This is a genomic window from Acidovorax sp. Root217, assembly GCF_001428645.1.
Classification (GTDB): Bacteria; Pseudomonadota; Gammaproteobacteria; order Burkholderiales; family Burkholderiaceae_C; genus Acidovorax.
On record NZ_LMIH01000003.1, the window covers coordinates 134,623 to 152,128 of the forward strand.

Sequence of the window (17,506 nt, forward strand, 5' to 3'; positions counted from 1 at the left end):
CATCCAGCATCTGGCCGGGATGAAGGACTCCAAGGTGATCGTGGCGATCAACAAGGATGCGGAGGCGCCGATCTTCAGTGTGGCGGACTATGGGCTGGAGGCGGACTTGTTTACCGCTGTGCCGGAGCTGGTCAAGGCCTTGTAAACACGTGTTCTGAGGCTGCGTTCCCTGTGGCCCAGGCACTGAAAGGCATCGTTCGCGGTGCCTTTTTTTTGAGAATTTTTCCCGGAGACATCCATGAGCTACACCGCCCCCGTCAAGGACATGCTGTTCGATATCGAGCACCTGGCCAACATTGAACAGATCGCACAGATTCCCGGCTTCGAAGACGCGGGCCTCGACACCGCCCAGGCCGTGCTCGAAGAGTGCGCCAAGTTCAACGAGGGCGTGCTGGCTCCGCTGAACTTCGAGGGTGACAAGAACCCGTCGAGCTGGAAGGACGGCGTGGTCACCACCACCCCCGGCTTCAAGGACGCCTTTCGCCAGTATGGCGAGGGCGGCTGGCAGGGCCTGCAGCACCCGGCCGACTTTGGTGGCCAGGGCCTGCCCAAGACCATCGGCGCCGCCTGCATCGAGATGTGCAACAGCGCCAACATGAGCTTCGCGCTGTGCCCGCTGCTGACCGACGGCGCCATCGAGGCGCTGCTCACGGCCGGCAGCGATGAGCTCAAGGCCACCTACCTTGAAAAGCTGGTGACCGGCGAGTGGACCGGCACCATGAACCTCACCGAGCCCCAGGCCGGCTCCGACCTGGCCCTGGTGCGCACGCGTGCCGAACCCCAGCCGGACGGCAGCTACAAGGTCTTCGGCACCAAGATCTTCATCACCTATGGCGAGCACGACATGGCCGCCAACATCGTGCACTTGGTGCTGGCCCGTGTGCAGGGCGCGCCCGAGGGCGTCAAGGGCATCAGCCTGTTCGTCGTGCCCAAGTTCATGGTCAACGCCGACGGCAGCCTGGGCGCGCGCAACGACGCGCACTGCGTGAGCATCGAGCACAAGCTCGGTATCAAGGCCAGCCCCACGGCCGTGCTGCAGTTCGGCGACCATGGCGGTGCCGTGGGCTACCTCGTGGGCCAGGAGAACCGGGGCCTCGAATACATGTTCATCATGATGAACGCCGCACGCTACGCCGTGGGCGTGCAGGGCATCGCGATTGCCGAGCGTGCCTACCAGAAGGCCGTGGGCTATGCGAAAGACCGTGTGCAAAGCCGCCCCGTGGACGGCTCCATTGCCGCCAGCGCGCCCATCATCCACCACCCTGACGTGCGCCGCATGCTCATGACCATGCGCGCCTACACCGAGGGCTGCCGCGCCATGGCCACCGTGGCTGCCGCTGCCTACGACGCTGCGCACCACCACCCCGATGCCGATGCGCGCAAGCAGAATGCCGCGTTCTACGAATTCATGGTGCCCCTGGTCAAGGGCTACAGCACCGAGATGAGCCTGGAAGTCACCAGCCTCGGGGTGCAGGTACACGGCGGCATGGGCTTCATCGAGGAAACGGGTGCCGCGCAGTACTACCGCGACGCCAAGATCCTCACCATCTACGAAGGCACCACGGCCATCCAGGCCAACGACCTCGTGGGCCGCAAGACCGCGCGTGATGGCGGCCAGACCGCCAAGGGCATCGCCGCGCAGATCGAGAAGACCGAAGCCGAACTGCTGGCCAACGGCACCCCCGCCGCCAAGGCCGTGGCGCGCCGCCTGTCCGCCGCGCGCCAGGCCTTCCTCGACGTGGTGGACTTCGTCGCCGGCGGCACCAAGACCTCGCCCAACGCCGTGTTCGCCGGCAGCGTGCCCTACCTCATGCTGGCGGGCAACCTGGTGGCCGGCTGGCAACTGGCGCGCAGCCTGCTGGCGGCGCAGGCGCTGTTGCACAAGGGACAGGACAGCGCCTTCATGCAGGCAAAAATCACCACGGCGCAGTTCTATGCCGAGCACATCCTGGTCAAGGCACCAGGCCTGCGCGACAGCATCGTCGAAGGCGCCGACAGCGTGACGGAGCTGGCGCTCGACTCCTTCTGAGCGCACGGGGGAGACAAGCAGGGCCGGCGCGTTGTGCGCGGGCCCTGTACCCCACAAGAACCTGATCCATCCATCCTTTCAAACTGGAACGAACCCGCCATGTCCAAGCTGCCCCCCGCATTGCAGAACCTCTCGCTGCCCGTCATCGGCTCGCCGCTGTTCATCATCAGCAACCCCAAGCTCGTGATCGAGCAGTGCAAGGCCGGCGTGGTGGGTTCCATGCCGTCGCTCAACGCGCGCCCCGCCGAACTGCTCGACGAATGGCTGGCCGAGATCACCGAGACGCTGGCGGCCTACAACAAGGCCAACCCCGACAGGCCGGCCGCGCCCTTCGCCATCAACCAGATCGTGCACAAGAGCAATGACCGGCTGGAGCACGACATGCAGGTCTGCGCCAAGTACAAGGTGCCGATCATCATCACCAGCCTGGGCGCGCGCGAGGACGTGAACCAGGCCGTGCATGCCTGGGGCGGCATCGTGCTGCACGACATCATCAACAACAAGTTCGCGCACAAGGCCATCGAGAAGGGCGCCGACGGCCTGATCGCCGTGGCCGCCGGTGCTGGCGGCCATGCGGGCGTGAAGAGCCCCTTCGCCCTGATCCAGGAAATCCGCCAGTGGTTCGACGGCCCCATCGCGCTCAGCGGCGCCATCGCCAGCGGTGATGCGGTACTGGCCGCACAGGCCATGGGGGCCGACTTCGGCTACATCGGTTCGGCCTTCATCGCCACGCACGAAGCGCGCGCCAGCGACGAATACAAGCAGGCCATCGTGGCCGGCACGTCCGACGACATCGTCTACAGCAACCTCTTCACCGGCGTGCACGGCAACTACCTGGCGCCGTCGATCCGCGCCGCCGGCATGGACCCGGACAACCTGCCCGAGTCCGACCCGAGCAAGATGAACTTCGGCGGCGATGCCAAGAAGGCCTGGAAGGACATCTGGGGTTGCGGCCAGGGCATTGGCGCCATCGACGCCGTGACCAGCACCGCCGAGCTCGTGGCGCGCCTGCGCAGCGAATACCAGGCCGCCCGCGCGCGCCTTGCACTCTGAACCGTGGCTGGCTTCCCCGCGGGCTGCGGTGGAAGGGCTAACCCCTAGGGCATGGGTCGCGGGCCTGCAGATAATGATGATCAATAACCAAATGGACCGCAGGGCAGTGGGCCTGGTCGATCATCATTGGCAAGCTGGGGGACGACATGCTTCGGATACTTGTGTTGCTGGCCGCGCTGGGCGCGGCCGGGCTGTGCCATGCCCGCAATGAGGGCGTGACGCCGGACGAGATACGGCTCGGTGCCTCGGCCGTGCTCTCGGGCCCGCTCGGCCCCCAGACCGCGCAGTATGGCGAGGGTTCGCGGCTGCTGTTCGATGCCGTCAATGCCCAGGGCGGCGTGCACGGCCGCATGATCCGCTACACCACGCTCGACGATGCCTTCGACGCGCAAAAGGCGGTGGAGAACACGCGCAAGCTGCTCGAGACCGACAAGGTCTTCATGGTCTACAACAGCACCGGCACCGCGCAGACGGCCGCCATCCTGCCGCTGATCCAGGAGCACCGCACCCTGCTGTTCGGCCCCGTCACCGGTGCCTCGGTGTTCCGCGAGAACTTCAACCCCCATGTGTTCCACGTGCGCGCAGGCTATGCCAGCGAGGCGCAGAAGATCGTCTCGCAACTGCGCCAGCAGGGCATGGACCGGGTGGCCGTGTTCTACCAGGACGACGGACTGGGCAAGACCTTGCTGGCCGAACTCAAGAAGGCCTCCGCGCAGGAAAAGCTCCCCTTCGTCGCCGAGATCAAGGTCGATCCGAAGCAGCCCGATTTTGCCGCTGCCGGCCAGGCCACCGAAAAGGTCCAGCCGCAGGCCGTGATCGTGGCCACGGCGGGCACCACGTTCACCCACTACATCAAGGGCGTGCAAGCCACCTCGGCGCGGCCCACGTACTACGGCTTTTCGGTTGCCAGCATGGACGTGATCCAGCGCGAGCTCAAGGAGAAGGCGCGCGGCATCATCCTCGCGCAGATCATGCCTTCGCTGCGCAGCACCACCGTGCCGGTGGTCGCCGAGTACCTGGCGCTGCTGCGCGCCAAGTCGCCGGGCGCGCAACCCTCGGCCTCGCAGTTCGAGGGCTTCGTGCATGCGCGCCTGCTGGTCGAGGGCTTGCGCCGCGCCGGGCGCAACCTGAGCACCGAATCCTTCACCCGCGCCATGGAAGAGGCCGGCGAAATCTCGTTCGGGCGCTTCAACGTGAAATATTCGCCCAAGAACCACAACGGCTCGACCTATGTGGAGCTGGCTATCGTGGATGCCGAGGGCAGCCTCAGGTATTGAGGCGTGAACCGGCGCTCACAGCCCGTACGTCAGCTCCCGCGCCTTGCCCCAGAACACCCGGTACATGAAGACCGTGTAGACGATGATCACCGGCAGCGTGATCGCCACACCGATCCCGATCACCACCAGCGACTCAGTGGCGCTGGCCGCCTCCCACACCGTGAGGCGGTCGATCACGATGAACGGGTAGATGCTGTAGGCCAGCCCAAAGAAGGCCAGCACGAACACCACCACCGTGGCCACGAACACGATCCAGCCGTAGCCGGCCTGCACCACGCGCGGCGTGTGCAGCACATGGCGGATGGCGAAGAACGCGCCCACGCAGGCCAGCGGTATGGGCAGCAGCGCAAACAGCTCGGGCAGCACGAACCATTTGGCAAACACCGTGTGGCTCACCAGCGGCGTGGCCAGCGAGATGCCGGCCAGCGCCGCGCCCATGGGCCACAGCACCTTGCGGCCCCAGGCCAGGGCCTTGTGCTGCAGGTCACCCTCGGTCTTCATGATGAGCCAGCCCACGCCCAGCATGGCGTAGGCCGCCGGCAGCGTGAGCGCGATGCCCGCCGAGAACAGCAGGCCCCAGGTGTCGTTCTGCAAGCCGGTGATGTAGGCGCCCAGCATCCAGCCCTGGGCCAGCGTGGTGACCAGCGAGCCGGCTGCGAACAGGCGGTTCCAGGTGGCCTTGTGCGAGTCGCGCGCCTTCACGCGGAAGTCGAAGGCCACGCCGCGCAGGATCAGCCCCACCAGCATCACCGCCACCGGCAGGTACAGGGCCGACAGCACCATGCCGTGGGCCTTGGGAAAGCAGATCAGCAGCACGCCCACGCCCAGCACCAGCCAGGTCTCGTTGGCGTCCCAGAAGGGGCCGATGCTGGCGACCATCACGTCCTTTTCGGCATCGGAGGCAAAGGGCAGCAGAATGCCCACGCCCAGGTCGTAGCCGTCCAGCACCACGTAGGCCAGCAGTGCCAGCCCCATGACGGCCATGAAGATCAGCGGAAGGGCCGTGGCCCAGGTCATGTCCATGGTGTTGCTCCTCAGATGGCTTGCGGTGCTGGGGGCGCCACGGCCGCGGTGGGCATGGTCGAGTGCTCGGCCATGTACTTGATCACGCCGATGTAGGCCACCAGCAGCAGCACATACACAGTGAGGTAGGCCACCAGCGTGCCGGCCACCATCCCGGGCGGGTGCTGGGCCACGGCGTCCGCCGTGCGGAACAGGCCATAGACCAGAAAGGGCTGGCGGCCGATCTCCGTCACGTACCAGCCGGCCAGCGTGGCCACCCAGCCCGAGAACGTCATGCCCACCAGGGTACCCAGCAGCAGGCGGGGCAGGGTGCTCAGGTCCTGCCCGCGGCGGCGCCACAGCATGAACGCGCCCCACCAGGCCACGGCCAGCATCAGCATGCCCATGCCCACCATCACGCGAAAGCCCCAGAACACCGGCGCCACGGGCGGGTGCGCACCTGGAAAATCGTTGAGCCCCTTGAGCTCGGCATCGATGTCGTGCGCCAGGATCAGGCTGGCGGCCTTGGGGATCTGGATGGCGTAGTCCGTGCGGCCTTCCTTCTCGTTGGGCAGGCCGAACAGCGTGAGCGCAGCGCCCTTCTCGGTGTGCCAGATGCCTTCGATGGCGGCGATCTTGGCGGGCTGGTGTTCCAGCGTGTTCAGACCATGCAGGTCGCCCATGAAGATTTGCAGCGGGATCACGATGGCCACCGCCGTGATGGCCGTGCGCAGTGCCTTGCGTGTGCCATCGGTGGCCGTGCCCTTGAGCAGTTGCCAGGCACTCACCCCCGCGATCAGGAAGCCCGCCGTGAGGGCCGACGCCAGCAGCTTGTGGCCCAGCCGGTACGGGAAGGAGGGGTTGAACACGATGGCCAGCCAGTCCACCGCATGGAACTTGCCATCGATGATCTCGTAGCCCGCAGGTGTCTGCATCCATGAGTTCAGGCTCAGGATCCAGAAGGCCGAGAGCGTGGTGCCAAAGGCCACCATCAGCGTGGCCGCCAGGTGCACTCGGTCGGACACGCGGCCCCGGCCGAACAGCATGATGCCCAGGAACGACGCCTCCAGAAAGAAGGCCGTGAGCACCTCATAACCCAGCAGCGGCCCGGCGATATTGCCCACCTGCTCCATGAAGCCCGGCCAGTTGGTGCCGAACTGAAAACTCATGGTGATGCCCGAGACCACGCCCAGCGCAAAGCTCAGCGCGAACACCTTGGTCCAGAAGTAGTAGGCCTGCTCCCAGCCCAGCGCGGCGGGCGTGCCGCGCGTGGCCCCGTGGCGTAGCCGAAAGAACACCAGGAACCAGCACAGCGCGATGGTGATGGTGGGAAACAGGATGTGAAAGCTGATGTTCGCCGCGAACTGGATGCGCGACAGGGTGAAAGCGTCCATGGTCAAACCCCCTTGTCCTTGCCCGTGCTGCCGCCCTTGCCGGTCAGGCGGTCCTTGAATTCGAGCACCCGGGTGACGGCCGTGCCCATGCCCATCAACTGCATCGCCGTCTCGGGCGCCAGCCGCTGCACATCGTCGAACCAGGTCATCAGCCTGTCAATCAGCTCGTGCATCTCGCGCATGCGCTGCTGGGCATGGCGCTCCTCCTCGGAGCCGGGTTCTTCGAGCAGCGCCATGCGCAGCATGGACAGCGTGGGTTCGATCTCGCGGCGGCGGCGTTCCTCGGCCAGCACACGGAAGATCTCCCACACATCCTTGGGTGCCTCGAAGTATTCACGCCGGTCGCCCGGCTGGTGGCTCAGCTTCACCAGGCGCCAGGCCTGCAGCTCCTTGAGCCCCATGCTCACGTTGGAGCGCGAGAACTCCAGCGTTTCGGCGATCTCGTCCGCATTGAGCGGGCGCGGCGACAGGAAGATCAGGGCATACATCTGCCCCACGGTGCGGTTGATGCCCCAGCGGCTGCCCATTTCACCAAAGTGGGCCACGAACTGGCGGTTCAGGGGAGGGAGGTGTTTGACATAGGTCATGGGCCACATTGTGCTCCTTATTTATTGAATTTTCAGTAATTACTGAAAATTCGGAAAACACTTGCACCGGGCAGTCGCCTGAAGGATGCAGACGCGACAGCACCAGTTTCTGTAACAAGCGACAATAGGGGGTTTAACCGCATTGGCGGGAGTGTCAACCGCCGCCTTATTCGTTTACCCATGCCTTCCGCCACCTCCCGCACCCCCCTGATCGACATGGTCAAGGGGTTGGCGTGCGCCGCCATCGTCTGCCACCACCTGGCCTTCTACGGCCCGATGTCCGACATCGCCGCGCCACTGGCGCCGTGGCTGATGGCCTGGCTGTACGACTATGGGCGCATGGCCGTGCAGGTGTTCCTGGTGCTGGGTGGGTATCTGGCGGCCGCCAGCCTGGCGCCGCAGGGCGTGGCCCGCTTCGACAGTGCCGGGGCGGTGATCACCAAGCGCTTCGTGCGGCTCGTGGTGCCCTATGCGGTGGCACTGCTGCTGGCGGTGCTGGTGTCGGCGCTGGTGCGGTCGTGGATGGACCACCACTCCGTGCCCGACGAGCCCACGCTCGCGCAGTTGCTGGCCAACGCACTCTTGCTGCAGGACATCGTGCGCGAGGGTGCCCTCTCGGCCGGCGTCTGGTACGTGGCCATCGACTTCCAGCTGTTCGTGCTCAGCGTGCTCGTCTGGGCCGCCGTTCGGGCGCTGCCTGGTGGTTGGGCGCGCCTCAACGGGCCCGTGATCGGTAAGAGCCTGCTGGTGGCGCTCACGGCCACCTCGCTGTGGGTGTTCAATCTCGACAGTTCGCTCGACATGTGGGGCTGGTACTTCTTCGGCTCGTACGGGCTGGGCATGATGGCCTACTGGGCCGTGAAATCCCCTCGCTCCATCGGCTGGCTGGCGCTCATGGTGCTGCTGGGCGGCATCGCCCTCGCCATGGAATACCGCGGCCGCATCGCCCTGGCGCTGGTGGTTTCCGTGCTGCTGGTGGTCGCCTTGCGCTCGGCGCGGCTGCGCCAGTGGCAGGGCGTGGCGCCGCTGGTCCGGCTGGGCCAGATGTCGTACTCGGTCTTCCTCGTGCACTTCGCCGTGTGCCTGCTGGTCAACGCGGTCGTTAGCCACCTGTTCCCCGAGTCTCCCGTGGTCAACGCACTGGGCATGGTACTGGCCTTCACCCTGTCGCTGATGGCCGGGCGCGAACTCTACCAGCGGGTGGAGCGCCATGTGCCCACCTGGTCCATGGCATTGCGCTGGCAGGCCGGGCTGGTCGGGGCGGGCATGCTGGTGGCGATCAGCAGCCACTGGGCTTGATTCGGACCATCCCCCTGAGGCGCCGCCTACGCGGCTGGGCGGTCCTTGCACGGCTGCCCTGGCCGAGGCAGCTGTTGCGCGCACTTCGCCTGTCTTAACAACCCGCAGGAGCCAGAGAAGGCCAGCATCGTTGGCTCAGACCGGTGGCAGTCCCTCACGCCGCTTGCGCTGCTTGTCCAGGAACCAGGCCATGAAGGGCAGCAGCAGCATCGAGCCGGGGATCACCCAGATGAACAGGTAGGGGCTGACCGACGAGGCTGAGCGCATCACGTCGCGCAGTTGATCACGCTCCTCGGCAGTCCAGTTGCCCTGGCGGCGCTGCTTCATCAGCCAGGCCACCGATCCCTTCATGGTGGCCATCTCGCGCTTCAGGCGGCTCTTCTCGCGGATGTTGCCGGCCAGGAAGGAGCAGAACCATTCGGGGGCCCGCTCCATGCGCTGCTGGAAGGCGGTGGTGGAGTCTGGGTCGAACTCAGGGGGCGCAGCCGCCAGCGCCGTTGCCGGGGCGTTCGGTTCGTCGGGCGGGTGCGGGGGCGCTGTCATGGGCCCCGATTGTCGCCGCTCGCCCCCTTGGTCGCAAAGCACTGTTGCAATTTGCGGCCGTCGCCTGTGGCGCCGCCGCTCAGCGGTGCAGCTCGCCCGCCGCTTCAGGTTGGTACAAGATGGCCTTCACCCGCACCGTCATCGGCTTGCCGCCGGGGCCGGGCCACACCAGCGCATCGCCCACCGCCAAGCCCAGCAGGGCGCTGCCCACGGGCGCGAAGATCGACAGGCGGTCCGCACTGCCGTCCATGTCGCGCGGGTAGACCAGCGTCAGGCAGAACTCCTTGCCCGTCTCCTCGATGGCGAACTGCACCGTGGAGTTCATCGTCACCACATGCGGCGGGATGTCTTCGGGCGCCACCACGTCGGCGCGGTCGATCTCGGCCTGCAGATCGGCCTTGCCGGGGAAGACGCTGGCCGGAATGGCGGCCAGCAGGGCTTCGATGCGGTCGACGTCCAGGGACGACAGGATGATCTGGGGCTTGCGCGCCATGGGGTACCTCGCAGGGTGTGGTTGCAAAGGGCGGGACTATAGGCCGGCAGGCCCGGTTTGCCGACAATCTCGCACTGCACCGTGCGGGCTTTGGCAGGGGCGGTGCGTGGCCGCCCCACCACCGCCGAAGATCAGTCTCCGGTGATATTGCGCGCCTTGATCAATGCACCAAAGCGCTTGCTGTCGCTCATGGCTCGGTCGTGGAACTCCTTGGGCGCCATGGGCGCGGGCTCGCCGCCCAGCGCGGCAATGCGCTCCTGCACGGGGGCCGTGGCCAGGATCTTGTTGATCTCGCGGTTGAGTTTCGTCACCACCTCGGCGGGCGTGCCGGCCGGCGCATAGAAGCCGAACAGGGTATCGGCGTCAAAGCCCTTCAACCCCACCTCGTCCAGCGTGGGCACATCGGGGAACAGCGGCGAGCGCTTGGCGCTGCCCACGGCCAGGAGGCGCAGCTTGTTGGCCTTCACATGCTGCAGGCCGATGCCCGGGTCGAACATGAAATCCACCTGCCCGCCCAGCAGGTCCTGCATGGCAGGCGCCGCGCCGCGGTACGGCACATGCACCGCGAACACGTTGGCCTGGCTCTTGAGCATCTCGGCCGCCAGGTGGGGCGAGCTGCCGTTGCCCGGCGTGCCGAAGCTCACCTTGCCCGGGTTGGCCTTGAGGTAGGCCAGAAACTCCTGGATGGTGTTCACTGGCAGCGTGGGCCGCACCTCCAGGAACACCAGCACGCGCGCCGCTGCGGCCACGGGCACCAGGTCTTTCACCGGGTCGAACGGCATCTTGGGGTAGATGTGGGGGTTCACCGAGACCATGCCGCCCGAGCTCATGAGCAGCGTGTAGCCGTCGGCCGGCGACTTGGCCGCCGCTTCGCCGCCGATGTTGCCGCCCGCGCCGCCCCGGTTTTCCACCACCACGGGCTGGCCCAGCGCCGCCTGCAGCGGCACGGTGACGGCCCGCGCGATCTGGTCGGCCGCGCCGCCCGCCGGGAAGTTCACCACCACCTTGATGGGCTTGGCGGGATAGGCCTGGGCCCATGCGCCCGCGGGCAGCAGGGCGGCGCCTGCAAGCGCCGCCAGGGCGAGGGCGCCCGCCAGGCGGCGGCGAAGGAAGGGATGCTGGGATGCGTTCTGGTGCTTCATGGTCATGTCTCCGGGAAACTGGGGTGCCCGGTCATCCGGGTCTGTTGGGTTGGCTTGCTGCGATAACGAGAGGGGGCTTGCTCAGGCCACATCCACCTCCACCAGGATGGGGCGGGGATGCGCCAGCGCATCGCGCAGCACCTGGTGCAGCTGCGCTGCGTCGCTCACCTGCACGGCATCGCAGCCCTGGCCGCGTGCCAGCGCCAGAAAGTCGAGGTCCGGCAGCTCCGTGCCTTCGAGCTTGTCGTCCGGCCCAAAGCCGAAGGTCGGCGCAAACTCCTGCAGCGCCGCATAGCGCCGGTTCTTCAGGATGATGAAGGTGATGGGCAGGCGCAGCTGCGCGGCGCTCCACAGCGCCTGGATGGAGTACATCGCCGAGCCATCGCCCAGCAGGCCGATGACCTTGCTGCCCGGCTTTGCCAGTGCCACGCCCACGGCAGCCGGCATGGCATAGCCCAGCCCACCGCTGCACATGGTGTAGAAAGTCTCGCTGTGCAGGATGGGCAGGTAGGCATGCATGGCGGCGCGCGAGCTCGGCGCCTCTTCCACCACGATGGAATGCGCGTCACGCACATCGGCCAGGGTCTGCATCACGTACTGCACGCTCATCAGCGCCGAGGGTTCGGCACGCGGGCGCGCTGCACGCAGCGGGGGCGCGGTGCGCGAGGACGGTGTGGGCGGAGCCGGGCGGGCCAGCAGGTCCTGCACGCCCAGGCGCACGCCGCCCACGGCCGAGGTGCCCTCGGGCGTCCAGGCCGCCGTGCCCGGGTCTTCGATCAGTTGCACCAGTTGCGCACCGGGCGGCACGTGCGGGCCATGGCCCTCCACGTGGTAGGTGAAGGCGGCGGCACCGAGGGCAAACACCAGGTCGTGCCCACCCAGCAGCGCCACGATCTTCTCGCGCATGGCGGGCAGCACGCCCATGAACAGCCGGTGGTCCTGCGGAAAGCCGCAGCGCCCCGACATCGGCGCGATCCACACCGCAGCGTTGTGCCGCTCGGCCAGGGCCAGCACGTCGTCCCAGGCTCCGTCGCGGTCCACCGCTGCACCCACCACGAAGACCGGGCGCTGCGCCGCATCGAGCGCGTCGCCAATGGCGCCCAGCACGCGCGGCTCGGGCCGGGTCTCGGTGCTCACGGTGCGTGCCGCCAGCGGCTCGCAGGGCTTGTCCCAATCGTCCGCAGGGATGGACACCAGCACCGGCCCGCGCGGCTGCTGCATGGCGATGTAGTAGGCGCGGGCAATGGCCAGCGGCACGTCCTCGGCGCGCGCGGGTTCGATGCTCCACTTCACATACGGCTTGGGCAGCTCCGTGGCCTGGCCCGAGAACAGGAAGGGGTCGAACGGCAATATGGAGCGCGCCTGCTGCCCGGCCGTGATCACCATGGGCGTGCGGTTCTTGTGCGCCGTGAAGATATTGCCCATGGCATGGCCCACGCCCGCCGCCGAATGCAGGTTCACGAAGGCCGCGTTGTGCGTGGCCTGGGCATAGCCATCGGCCATGCCCACCACCACCGCCTCCTGCAGGCCCAGGATGTAGCGAAAGTCCTTGGGGAAGTCGAGGAACAGCGGCAGCTCGGTCGAGCCCGGGTTGCCGAAGATGGTGTTGATGCTGAAACCGCGCAGCAGGTCGAGCACCACCTCGCGCACGGTAGGGCGCAGGTCGGTGGCGGCGGCAGCGGCGGTGCCGACAGGGCGGGAGTCAAGGGCCTGGAGCATGGGCGGGGCAATGCGGGTGGAAAGGTCTGATCTTCGGCCCCCGCCGCACATCCATCAATACAATGAAACGACTAAGCGGTATTCGCCCAATGCATATCAAGGACATCGACCTCAACCTGCTGCGCCTGTTCGATGCGGTCTACCGCACGCGCAGCGTGAGCCGCGCCGCCGAGCTCATGGACCTGACGCAGCCCGCAGCCAGCCAGGCGCTCACGCGGCTGCGCCTGCTGATCAAGGACCCGCTGTTCGTGCGCGCCAGCGGTGGCGTGCAGCCCACCCCCAAGGCCGACCGCCTGGCCGACGCCGTGCGCAGCGCCCTGGGCACTTTGGAAGAAGCGCTCAACGAATCCGCCCTGTTCGACCCGCTGCAGTCGCGCAAGGTGTTCCGCATCCACATGAGCGACATCGGCGAGGGCCGCTTTTTGCCAGACCTCATGCTCGCACTGCGCCAGCAGGCGCCCGGCGTGCGGCTCGAAACCCTGCCCGTGCCGCGCGAGCAGATCGCGCCCCTGCTCGACAGCGGCCGCATCGACTTCGCCTTCGGCTTCTTGCCCGCGGTGAAGGACACGCAGCGCGTGCAATTGCTCAATGACCGCTACATCGTGCTGCTGCGCGAAGGCCACCCCTTTGCCAAACGCCGGCGCAACGCCACGGCATTGCTCGACGACCTGCGCCAGCTCGAATTCGTCGCCGTGCGCTCCCACTCGGACACGCTGCGCATCCTGGCCCTGCTGCAGCTCGAAGACCGCCTGCGCCTGACCACCGAGCATTTCATGGTGCTGCCCTCCATCGTGCGCGGCACGGATCTCGCCGTGGTCATGCCGCGCAACATCGCCCGCGGCTTTGCGGCAGCGGGCGGCTACACCATCATCGAGCCCGCACTGCCGCTGCGCGACTTCACCGTGGCGCTGCACTGGAGCAAGCGCTTCGAGGCCGACCCGGGCAACCAGTGGCTGCGCGGGGTGATCGAGGGGCTGTTCAAGGAGTAGTGCCGCCAAGGCGGGCGTTAGACTGGCATGCGAATTCGGAGTACATGGTGACGACAACCCTTCCCCCACGAACCTTCGGCCTGGCCGCACACCGCCTGCACCGCTCGACCGCCGACGGCGGCCTGGCCCAATGGGCCGCAGCGTCGCGGCCGGCCCTGGCCGAACTCCAGCTCGGCATCGCCGCCGTGGGCGGCTGCGCCGACGCCATCGAGCAACATGCCCTGGCCAGCCACTTTCCGCACCTCACGCGCCTGCCCTACGGGCGCGAGGGCGGGGTGATGCGCGTGGTATCGCGCATTGCCGGGGGCGTGCACCCCGAACAGGAACTGGCGGGCGCCATCTACCTGCTGGACCCGCTCGACCCCTCATCCCTGTACCCCGAGGCACAGGCCCTCAAGCGCCAGTGCATCTCGCACGGCAAGCCGCTGCTGCTCACGGTGGCCGCTGCCGTCGAATGGATGGCCGTGGAGGCCGCGCTGCAGGCCGGTGTCTCGCTGCGCGCGCGCCTGCCGGCGATGGTGCCCTCCATCGACAAGCAATCCGTCGCACTGATCGCTCACGATGCCTTGAAGTCGGCCATGGTCGACTTCGCCTTCCGCCACTTCGACCTGCTCTCGCAGACGCAAGAGCGCTTTGCCACCGGCACCACGGGCGGCAGGCTCAACGAGATGGCCTGGTCGCGCGGCTGGCCGCGCGACCTGCCGTGGGTGCAGCCCCTGCGCAGCGGCCCGCTGGGGGGTGACGCGCAGATCGCCGAGCTGGTGCTCGACCAGCGCTGCGACAAGGTGCTCTTCTTCGAGGACGTGCATGTAGCGCGCCAGCATGAGGCGGACATCCAGCTGCTCGAGCGCGCCGTCTGTACCAAGAGCTTTGAGGCCGCCTGCTACCACACGCCCGCCATGGCCGATGCGTGGGCCAGGGCCTGGGCGTAGATAGACGCTACCAGCCCAGTGTCGCAAAAAGGTCCACCACCCCGCGCAGATCACCCACGGTGGCATCGGGATGGTAGTCGGGCAGCAGGCGCCGCCCCGTGCCCCGGTCCACCCAGATGCAGCGAAAGCCGATGTCGCGCGCTGCCGCATGGTCCAGGTGCGGGCTCGCGCAGATGTGCACCACCTCGGCCGGCTGCACGCCCAGTTGCGCATGGGCATGATCGAACAGCCGGCGGTCGGGCTTGTAGGCGCCGGCCTGCTGGGCGGTGATCACCCGGTCGATCAGCCCGCCGAGTTGCGCCACGTTGCCGGCAATGATGTCGTCGTCGGTGTTGGACACGATGGCCAGGCGGTGCCCGGCCGCCTTGAGCGTGCGCAGCACGCCCACCACCTCGGGAAACGGCGGCATGGCGCCTATGCGCCCGGCGAGCAGCCCGGCATCGCCAGGCGATTCGGGCAGCCCCAGCTCCGCCAGGGTGCGCTGCAGCCCTTCACCCGACACCTCGCGAAAACTGCGGTGCGGCGGCGTCTGCTCCAGCGCGTGCTCGTGCCGGTCGTAGACCGCGATGAGTTCTTCCGGCGGGGTGCCCGCTGCGCCCTTGCGCGCCAGCAGCTCGCGCACGGCCTCTTGCAGGCCTTCATCCCACTGGATGAGGGTGCCGTAGCAGTCGAAGGTCAGCCACAAAGGGCGGGGGGTGTTTTTCAAAGGCATGGTTCAGTCCGCATCGTTTCAAGGAGGTGCGTAGCATGCGCAAGGCTGGAGATATTGGAAAATTAAATGTTCAAATAGAACCCAGTTGAATTTCGGATATGAACCATGTTGGACCTGGAACTCCTGAAAACCCTGGTGTGCGTCGTTGAAGAGGGCAGCTTCACCCGCGGCGCCGAGCGCGTGCACCGCACGCAGTCCACCGTCAGCCAGCAGATCCTCAAGCTCGAAGAGCGGGTTGGCCACCCTCTGCTGCAGCGCGACCGCAGCGGCAAGCAGGCCCTGCCCACCGAACAGGGCGAGCTGCTGGTGCATTACGCCCGCCGCCTGCTGGCCATGGCGCAGGAGGCCGAAGACGCGCTGGCCGCCACCCCGGGGCAGGTGGCATTGCGCCTGGGCGTGCCGGAAGATTTCGACGCCCGGCCCATGTCCGGCATGCTGGCGGGCTTCAGCGCCGCACATCCCGCCCTGCGGCTGGAAACGGTGAGCGGCATGAGCAGCGACCTGCAGCGCCGGCTGGTCCACGGCGAAATAGACCTGGCCCTGATGAAGCGGGAGCCCGGCAGTGGCGAATGCATCGCCGCCTGGCCCGAGCGCTTGGTGTGGGCCGTCGGCCAGGGCTTCGCACCAGACGCCGATGGCGCGGTGCCGCTGGTGCTGTTCCCTGCGGGCTGCATCTACCGCCTGCGCGCCGTGCGGCTGCTGGAGAAGGCGGGTCGCCCCTGGCGCCAGGCCTTCGGCAGCCAGAGCCTGACGTCCGTGCAGGCAGCGGTCGCCGCGGGCCTGGGCGTCAGCGTGCTGCCCCGCTCGGCGCTGCTGGCCGAACACCGAACGCTGGGCCGCGCTGCAGGTTTCGAGCCCCCGCCCCCCACCGAGCTCGCCCTGGTGGGCGCCGGCCCCCGTGGCATGCCCCTGGGTCGGGGGCTGAAGCAACTGGCCGACTACCTGGTAGGACAACTCGGCACGCGGCGCTGAGCCAGCGACAGCGCCAGGTGGATTGCGGTGAGGCGGCACCATGTAACAGCCCGGCATGAAAAGCCAAATAACTGTATATTTATACAGTTATGAAGCCGCCTCCGCCCGACGACAACAACGCCCCCCAGGTGATGCAGGAGGTGCGTATCCCCCTGCAGGCGGTGCGCGGCCGGGGCGCGGCCACGGCCCTGGCGCACCGCTTCGTGCGCGACACGCGCGAGGTGGTGGACGATGGCTGGGAGGCGTATGTGGAAGAGGGCGACGAACAACCCGCGCCACTCACCACCCAAGTGCATCTGGAGACGGCGAAGAGCGCCATCTGCGCCAACGACTCGCCGGACATTTTCTTCGAGCTCTCGGTCAACCCCTACCGGGGCTGTGAGCATGGCTGCGTCTACTGCTACGCGCGGCCCACGCACAGCTACCTCAATATGTCGCCGGGGCTTGATTTCGAAACGCAGATCATCGCCAAGCACAACATCGCCGCACTGCTGCGCGATGAGCTGGGCCGGGCCAGCCACGTGCCGCGCCTGCTCAACATCGGCTCGGCCACCGACTGCTACCAGCCCGTGGAGCGGGAGCTGAAACTCACGCGCGGCCTGATCGAGGTGATGCGCGACATGCGCCACCCGTTCTCGCTGATCACCAAGTCCGCCGGGGTGGAGCGCGACCTCGACCTGCTCGCCCCGCTGGCCGCGCAGCGCCTGACCGCCGTGTACGTCACCATCACCACGCTCGACGCCGCCCTGGCGCGCCGCATGGAGCCGCGTGCCGCCGCGCCCCACCGGCGCCTGCGCACCATCCGCACACTGGCCGAGGCGGGCATCCCCGTGGGCGTGAGCGTGGCGCCGCAGATCCCCTTCATCACCGAAGACATGGAGCAGGTGCTGCAGGCCGCGCACGAGGCCGGGGCCACCAGCGCCTTCTACACCGTGCTGCGCCTGCCGTGGGAGCTGGACCCCCTGTTTCGCGAGTGGCTGGAGCTGCACTACCCGCAGCGCGCGGCGCGGGTGATGGCACGGGTGCAGGACTTGCATGCCCTGGACCCGGCCCAGCGCGCTGCGGGCAAGGTCTACGCCAGTGACTTCGCTACGCGGATGAAGGGGACGGGATTGTGGGCCGATATGTTGCGTCAGCGCTTTGCGGCCACTTGCCGCAAGTTGGGGCTTAACCGGGTGAGGACAGAGTTGGATTTGACGCAGTACCGGGCCGGGTTTGCGAAGAATCAGGGGTGTCTGTTTTGAGCATTTTGTTTTGTTGGTGAAGGGTTTTTGTTGGTGGTTGCTGCATGCCTTGATGAAGGGCGGAGGCCGGGGTGTGCGCCCGGCGGCGCAGTAACTTTCTCTTGCGTCGCCAAGAGAAA

General features: G+C 67.3%; 16 protein-coding genes and 1 pseudogene. 9 read left to right on the forward strand and 8 right to left on the reverse strand.

The genetic code is table 11. The features are described 5' to 3' along the window. From ASE31_RS32380 to ASE31_RS01280, 4 genes and pseudogenes are all read left to right on the forward strand, one after another. Positions 1–145, forward strand: a pseudogene (locus ASE31_RS32380) (electron transfer flavoprotein subunit alpha/FixB family protein); the annotation flags it as partial. A 93-nt stretch (positions 146–238) separates the two neighbouring features. After that, on the forward strand, positions 239–2,029 hold the full coding sequence (locus ASE31_RS01270; protein WP_057199721.1) for an acyl-CoA dehydrogenase: 1,791 nt from the start codon (positions 239–241) through the stop codon (positions 2,027–2,029). Positions 2,030–2,128: 99 nt separating this feature from the next. Then, positions 2,129–3,082: a nitronate monooxygenase family protein gene (locus ASE31_RS01275; RefSeq protein WP_057199722.1), complete on the forward strand. Its 954-nt coding sequence runs from the start codon at positions 2,129–2,131 to the stop codon at positions 3,080–3,082. Positions 3,083–3,228: 146 nt separating this feature from the next. Further along, positions 3,229–4,359, forward strand: coding sequence for an ABC transporter substrate-binding protein (locus ASE31_RS01280; protein WP_057199723.1), 1,131 nt, complete (start codon positions 3,229–3,231; stop codon positions 4,357–4,359). Between the two features lie 15 nt (positions 4,360–4,374). Here ASE31_RS01280 and ASE31_RS01285 read toward each other — a convergent pair whose 3' ends face one another. Genes ASE31_RS01285 through ASE31_RS01295 form a run of 3 tightly spaced genes read right to left on the reverse strand, consistent with a single transcriptional unit; the run spans position 4,375 to position 7,351 of the window. Further along, positions 4,375–5,376: a cytochrome d ubiquinol oxidase subunit II gene (locus tag ASE31_RS01285; RefSeq protein WP_369818131.1), complete on the reverse strand. Its 1,002-nt coding sequence runs from the start codon at positions 5,374–5,376 to the stop codon at positions 4,375–4,377. A gap of 17 nt (positions 5,377–5,393) precedes the next feature. Continuing rightward, positions 5,394–6,755 carry a cytochrome ubiquinol oxidase subunit I gene (locus tag ASE31_RS01290; protein ID WP_057199725.1) on the reverse strand — a complete coding sequence of 454 codons (1,362 nt, stop codon included), beginning with the start codon at positions 6,753–6,755 and terminating at the stop codon, positions 5,394–5,396. Positions 6,756–6,757: 2 nt separating this feature from the next. Beyond that, complete coding sequence (locus tag ASE31_RS01295) at positions 6,758–7,351, reverse strand: GbsR/MarR family transcriptional regulator (RefSeq protein ID WP_057199726.1); 594 nt, start codon at positions 7,349–7,351, stop codon at positions 6,758–6,760. A 171-nt stretch (positions 7,352–7,522) separates the two neighbouring features. Between ASE31_RS01295 and ASE31_RS01300 the strand changes: the two genes are divergently transcribed. Continuing rightward, complete coding sequence (locus ASE31_RS01300; protein WP_057199727.1) at positions 7,523–8,641, forward strand: acyltransferase; 1,119 nt, start codon at positions 7,523–7,525, stop codon at positions 8,639–8,641. A 135-nt stretch (positions 8,642–8,776) separates the two neighbouring features. On the opposite strand, the gene ASE31_RS01305 is transcribed toward ASE31_RS01300, so the two are convergent. From ASE31_RS01305 to mdlC, 4 genes are all read right to left on the reverse strand, one after another. After that, complete coding sequence (locus ASE31_RS01305) at positions 8,777–9,184, reverse strand: hypothetical protein (protein WP_057199728.1); 408 nt, start codon at positions 9,182–9,184, stop codon at positions 8,777–8,779. 79 nt (positions 9,185–9,263) lie between these two features. Continuing rightward, positions 9,264–9,677, reverse strand: coding sequence for a nucleoside diphosphate kinase regulator (rnk, locus tag ASE31_RS01310; protein WP_057199729.1), 414 nt, complete (start codon positions 9,675–9,677; stop codon positions 9,264–9,266). 131 nt (positions 9,678–9,808) lie between these two features. Beyond that, a complete protein-coding gene (locus ASE31_RS01315) occupies positions 9,809–10,819 on the reverse strand; it encodes a tripartite tricarboxylate transporter substrate binding protein (RefSeq protein ID WP_057199730.1) in 1,011 nt (336 codons plus the stop codon). 81 nt (positions 10,820–10,900) lie between these two features. Continuing rightward, a complete protein-coding gene (gene mdlC, locus ASE31_RS01320) occupies positions 10,901–12,538 on the reverse strand; it encodes a benzoylformate decarboxylase (RefSeq protein ID WP_157412291.1) in 1,638 nt (545 codons plus the stop codon). 89 nt (positions 12,539–12,627) lie between these two features. Here mdlC and ASE31_RS01325 point away from each other — a divergent pair, with 89 nt between their 5' ends. Both ASE31_RS01325 and ASE31_RS01330 read left to right on the forward strand, forming a co-directional pair. Beyond that, positions 12,628–13,527 (forward strand): LysR family transcriptional regulator, encoded by a 900-nt coding sequence (locus ASE31_RS01325; RefSeq protein ID WP_057199732.1) that lies wholly within the window; start codon positions 12,628–12,630, stop codon positions 13,525–13,527. A gap of 44 nt (positions 13,528–13,571) precedes the next feature. After that, on the forward strand, positions 13,572–14,459 hold the full coding sequence (locus ASE31_RS01330) for a methylglyoxal synthase (RefSeq protein ID WP_057199733.1): 888 nt from the start codon (positions 13,572–13,574) through the stop codon (positions 14,457–14,459). 7 nt (positions 14,460–14,466) lie between these two features. On the opposite strand, the gene ASE31_RS01335 is transcribed toward ASE31_RS01330, so the two are convergent. Next, entirely contained in the window at positions 14,467–15,171 is a 705-nt protein-coding gene (locus ASE31_RS01335) for a haloacid dehalogenase type II (RefSeq protein WP_057199734.1), read from the reverse strand. Positions 15,172–15,276: 105 nt separating this feature from the next. On the opposite strand from ASE31_RS01335, the gene ASE31_RS01340 reads away from it, so the two are divergent. Then, positions 15,277–16,143: a LysR substrate-binding domain-containing protein gene (locus ASE31_RS01340; protein WP_057199735.1), complete on the forward strand. Its 867-nt coding sequence runs from the start codon at positions 15,277–15,279 to the stop codon at positions 16,141–16,143. 131 nt (positions 16,144–16,274) lie between these two features. Then, positions 16,275–17,387, forward strand: coding sequence for a PA0069 family radical SAM protein (locus tag ASE31_RS01345; protein WP_057199765.1), 1,113 nt, complete (start codon positions 16,275–16,277; stop codon positions 17,385–17,387). Positions 17,388–17,506: the final 119 nt, after the last annotated feature.

Excerpts from the sequence above, each read along its gene's own strand:
- ASE31_RS01300 (WP_057199727.1), top strand. The coding sequence starts at position 7,523 with ATGCCTTCCGCCACCTCCCGCACCCCCCTGATCGACATGGTCAAGGGG.
- ASE31_RS01345 (WP_057199765.1), top strand. The coding sequence starts at position 16,275 with ATGCAGGAGGTGCGTATCCCCCTGCAGGCGGTGCGCGGCCGGGGCGCG.
- ASE31_RS01315 (WP_057199730.1), bottom strand. The coding sequence starts at position 10,819 with ATGAAGCACCAGAACGCATCCCAGCATCCCTTCCTTCGCCGCCGCCTG.
- ASE31_RS01270 (WP_057199721.1), top strand. The coding sequence starts at position 239 with ATGAGCTACACCGCCCCCGTCAAGGACATGCTGTTCGATATCGAGCAC.
- ASE31_RS01285 (WP_369818131.1), bottom strand. The coding sequence starts at position 5,376 with ATGACCTGGGCCACGGCCCTTCCGCTGATCTTCATGGCCGTCATGGGG.
- ASE31_RS01330 (WP_057199733.1), top strand. The coding sequence starts at position 13,572 with ATGGTGACGACAACCCTTCCCCCACGAACCTTCGGCCTGGCCGCACAC.
- mdlC (WP_157412291.1), bottom strand. The coding sequence starts at position 12,538 with ATGCTCCAGGCCCTTGACTCCCGCCCTGTCGGCACCGCCGCTGCCGCC.
- ASE31_RS01275 (WP_057199722.1), top strand. The coding sequence starts at position 2,129 with ATGTCCAAGCTGCCCCCCGCATTGCAGAACCTCTCGCTGCCCGTCATC.
- ASE31_RS01305 (WP_057199728.1), bottom strand. The coding sequence starts at position 9,184 with ATGACAGCGCCCCCGCACCCGCCCGACGAACCGAACGCCCCGGCAACG.
- ASE31_RS01295 (WP_057199726.1), bottom strand. The coding sequence starts at position 7,351 with ATGTGGCCCATGACCTATGTCAAACACCTCCCTCCCCTGAACCGCCAG.
- ASE31_RS01325 (WP_057199732.1), top strand. The coding sequence starts at position 12,628 with ATGCATATCAAGGACATCGACCTCAACCTGCTGCGCCTGTTCGATGCG.
- rnk (WP_057199729.1), bottom strand. The coding sequence starts at position 9,677 with ATGGCGCGCAAGCCCCAGATCATCCTGTCGTCCCTGGACGTCGACCGC.
- ASE31_RS01290 (WP_057199725.1), bottom strand. The coding sequence starts at position 6,755 with ATGGACGCTTTCACCCTGTCGCGCATCCAGTTCGCGGCGAACATCAGC.
- ASE31_RS01340 (WP_057199735.1), top strand. The coding sequence starts at position 15,277 with ATGTTGGACCTGGAACTCCTGAAAACCCTGGTGTGCGTCGTTGAAGAG.
- ASE31_RS01335 (WP_057199734.1), bottom strand. The coding sequence starts at position 15,171 with ATGCCTTTGAAAAACACCCCCCGCCCTTTGTGGCTGACCTTCGACTGC.
- ASE31_RS01280 (WP_057199723.1), top strand. The coding sequence starts at position 3,229 with ATGCTTCGGATACTTGTGTTGCTGGCCGCGCTGGGCGCGGCCGGGCTG.